The 3,216-nt window shown below is 53.8% G+C and carries 4 protein-coding genes, 1 pseudogene and 1 other annotated feature; of the genes and pseudogenes, 4 read left to right on the forward strand and 1 reads right to left on the reverse strand.

Annotated elements, in window-relative coordinates:
- Positions 1-146: pseudogene (locus ACLJRU_RS23220) on the forward strand (cytochrome C biogenesis protein); the annotation flags it as partial.
- Positions 147-267: 121 nt separating this feature from the next.
- Complete coding sequence (locus ACLJRU_RS23225) at positions 268-1,494, forward strand: DUF3748 domain-containing protein (RefSeq protein ID WP_000809937.1); 1,227 nt, start codon at positions 268-270, stop codon at positions 1,492-1,494.
- Between the two features lies 1 nt (position 1,495).
- Here the strand turns inward: ACLJRU_RS23225 and ACLJRU_RS23230 are convergent, their stop codons facing one another.
- Complete coding sequence (locus tag ACLJRU_RS23230; RefSeq protein WP_001581211.1) at positions 1,496-1,828, reverse strand: YceK/YidQ family lipoprotein; 333 nt, start codon at positions 1,826-1,828, stop codon at positions 1,496-1,498.
- A 242-nt stretch (positions 1,829-2,070) separates the two neighbouring features.
- Positions 2,071-2,144, forward strand: a sequence feature (ROSE (Repression Of Heat Shock gene Expression) occurs in the 5'-region of heat shock genes and acts as an RNA thermometer to modulate expression.).
- Between ACLJRU_RS23230 and ibpA the strand changes: the two genes are divergently transcribed.
- Together ibpA and ibpB are read left to right on the forward strand one after the other, a co-directional pair.
- On the forward strand, positions 2,138-2,551 hold the full coding sequence (gene ibpA, locus ACLJRU_RS23235) for a small heat shock chaperone IbpA (RefSeq protein ID WP_001532742.1): 414 nt from the start codon (positions 2,138-2,140) through the stop codon (positions 2,549-2,551). Its footprint overlaps the feature before it by 7 nt.
- Before the next feature lie 109 nt (positions 2,552-2,660).
- Complete coding sequence (gene ibpB, locus ACLJRU_RS23240) at positions 2,661-3,089, forward strand: small heat shock chaperone IbpB (protein WP_001246919.1); 429 nt, start codon at positions 2,661-2,663, stop codon at positions 3,087-3,089.
- Positions 3,090-3,216 lie beyond the last annotated feature (127 nt).

Here is a 3,216-nt window from a genome sequence, read left to right on the forward strand (position 1 = left end):
TAAGCCTGTATGCGTTTAACGCCTTTGAGCAGCAGCGCTTTGGCGAGGCGGTGGCGGCCTGGGAGATGATGCTGAAGTTACTGCCGGCGGGTGACGCCCGGCGGGCGGTGATAGAGCGCAGTATCCGGCTGGCGCAGGAGAAATAAGACCCTGACGGCCCGGTGGCGAGGCGCCATCGGGCCTGGTTATCCCAATGATACGCTAAAGCCTGAAAGTGAAGCCCGTGTGAAGTATGATGACGAGCATCGTCTCTTATCAGGACATCCTATGAAACAAATCACCTTTACGCCGCGCCATCACCAGCTTACCAACACCAATACCTGGACACCTGACAGCCAGTGGCTGGTCTTTGATGTACGGCCTTCAGGCGCGTCATTTACGGGCAAGACCATTGAGCGTGTCAATGTGCATACCGGCGACGTGGAGGTGATTTATCGCGCTGTGCAGGGCGCGCATGTCGGTGTGGTGACGGTGCATCCTGCCGACAATCACTATGTGTTTATTCATGGCCCTGAAAACCCTGATGAGACGTGGCATTACGATTTCCACCACCGTCGGGGCGTTATTGCAACGCCGGGAGGCGTGACTAATCTCGATGCGATGGATATTACTGCGCCGTATACTCCCGGCGCGCTGCGCGGCGGCAGCCACGTCCATGTGTTTAGCCCGAACGGCGAGCTGGTGAGTTTTACCTATAATGACCACGTTCTGCATGAGCGAGATCCGGCGCTGGATCTGCGCAATGTCGGCGTGGCCGCGCCGTATGGGCCGGTTACGGTGCCGGTTCAGCATCCGCGCGAATACAGCGGTAGCCACTGGTGCGTACTGGTTAGCCGCACGACGCCTGCGCCGAGACCTGGCAGCGATGACATTAACCGCGCCTATGAAGAGGGCTGGGTGGGCAACCGCCAGATCGCCTTTATTGGCGATACGCTGTCGCTGACAGGCCAAAAAGTCCCGGAGCTGTTTATTGTCGATTTACCGTGTCATGAAAACGGCTGGAAACAGGCAGGCGACACGCCGCTGACGGGAACCGAATCAACGATGCCATCGCCGCCGTTGGGCGTAGTTCAGCGGCGTCTTACCTTTACTCACCAGCGTGTTTATCCTGGACTCACTAACGAACCACGCCACTGGGTCCGCAGTAATCCGCAGGCTACGGCGATCGCCTTTTTGATGCGGGACGATAACGGCGTAGCGCAACTGTGGCTGATATCGCCGCAGGGAGGCGAGCCCCGGCAGTTAACGCATCATGCGACCGGCGTACAGTCAGCGTTTAACTGGCATCCGTCGGGTAAATGGCTGGGACTGGTGCTGGAAAATCGGATTGCCTGCTGCGACGCACAAAGTGGGAGGATCGACTTCTTAACCGCCAGGCACGACAACCCGCCGTCTGCGGACGCCGTCGTTTTTTCACCGGATGGGCGACACGTCGCATGGATGGAAGAGGTGAAAGGGTTCCGTCAGCTATGGGTGACGGAAACCGGGCGATAAATCAGGGAGGAGGCATCTTCGCCGGGGGGATGACGGCATTGGTCATTTTCGTCTCCTCCTCGCTTTTCTCGACGCGCGATCTTACCGAACTGTCTTTGCGGAAGATGTCCCACGGCAGAAGGATCGTATCCATCACGGCGGTAAACGGCATATCCAGGATGGCCAACGATTTTGTGCCCCAGTTTGTCTCATCGTTACCGATCATCGTAGCGCTGGCGCGCGTGCCAGGATAAGTACCCTCTTTACCGCCGGTGTGCGACATGACGCTTGAACAACCGCTTAATAAAAGCATCCCATTCCATATTATCAGCGTTAACCACACGTTTTTTATCATCACTCATTCATCTATTGGTTGTCGTTATTTGCATGATGAGTTATAGCGATCCGTTGCTAAAAATAACATCACCAGTACGTGGCACTGTGGCGGTAATCGCACTTTAACAATCAGTGCTGTCCCAACCAGTCTATGCAATAGCCAATAAACTGCAAAAAAAAGTCGGATTAAAATACTTGAAAAGTACGTATTCAGACCCATTTATAAGACGTAGTGAATAGAAGGGCACGCCTGATGGGTGTTCTGGCAATCTTGGCCTGTCCATGATGGAAGGTCTGACATTCTCGCTGATTTCAGGAGTTTATGATTATGCGTAACTTTGATTTATCCCCGCTGTACCGTTCTGCCATTGGTTTTGACCGTCTGTTTAACCTGCTTGAAAATAACCAAAGCCAAAGTAATGGCGGCTACCCTCCGTACAACGTTGAGCTGGTAGACGAAAACCACTACCGCATCGCCATTGCCGTTGCCGGTTTCGCGGAAAGCGAACTGGAGATTACTGCCCAGGATAATTTACTGGTGGTAAAAGGCGCTCATGCGGACGAGCAGAAAGAACGTACTTACCTGTATCAGGGCATTGCCGAGCGTAACTTTGAACGTAAGTTCCAGTTAGCGGAGAACATTCACGTTCGCGGCGCAAACCTGGTCAACGGGCTGCTGTATATCGAACTGGAGCGCGTGATTCCGGAAGCGAACAAACCGCGCCGTATCGAAATTAACTGATTCCGTCGGGTCGCGTTGCGCGGCCTGTCATCCCATGCTCGCCGTCAGGGAGCATATTCGCACGTAAAGTGTGAAGGTAAAAACTCGCTTCTTAGAAGGAGAAATGATTATGCGTAACTACGATTTATCCCCACTGCTGCGTCAATGGATCGGTTTTGACAAGCTGGCCAATGCGCTGCAAAACAGCGGCGAAAGCCAGAGCTTCCCGCCCTATAACATCGAAAAAAGCGACGATAACCATTATCGCATTACCTTAGCGTTAGCCGGTTTCCGTCAGGAAGATCTGGATATTCAACTGGAAGGCACGCGCCTGACGGTGAAAGGTACGCCGGAACAGCCGGAAAACGAGCCCAAATGGTTACATCAGGGCCTGGTCATGCAGCCTTTTAGCCTGAGCTTTACGCTGGCTGAGAATATGGAAGTTTCCGGCGCGACGTTTACCAACGGCCTGCTGCATATTGATTTAACCCGTAACGAGCCGGAAACCATTGCGCCGCAGCGTATCGCCATTAACGAACGCTCCGCATTAAATAGCTAATAAGCTCCTTGCCTTGCCCCGCCAGAGATGGCGGGGCTTTTTTGTGCCACGTGACCCGTCCTGAATAGCGTTGACACGTTCCAGACTTAAATCCGGAGAACGTAATGATGACTGAGTTCAAACGCCC

It is taken from the genome of Salmonella sp. SAL00653 (genome assembly GCF_046552515.1).
GTDB classification, from domain to species: Bacteria; Pseudomonadota; Gammaproteobacteria; order Enterobacterales; family Enterobacteriaceae; genus Salmonella; species Salmonella enterica.

Bases quoted from the DNA above. Each gene is read 5' to 3' on its own strand.
- ACLJRU_RS23225 (WP_000809937.1), top strand. From the start codon at position 268: ATGAAACAAATCACCTTTACGCCGCGCCATCACCAGCTTACCAACACC.
- ACLJRU_RS23230 (WP_001581211.1), bottom strand. From the start codon at position 1,828: ATGATAAAAAACGTGTGGTTAACGCTGATAATATGGAATGGGATGCTT.
- ibpA (WP_001532742.1), top strand. From the start codon at position 2,138: ATGCGTAACTTTGATTTATCCCCGCTGTACCGTTCTGCCATTGGTTTT.
- ibpB (WP_001246919.1), top strand. From the start codon at position 2,661: ATGCGTAACTACGATTTATCCCCACTGCTGCGTCAATGGATCGGTTTT.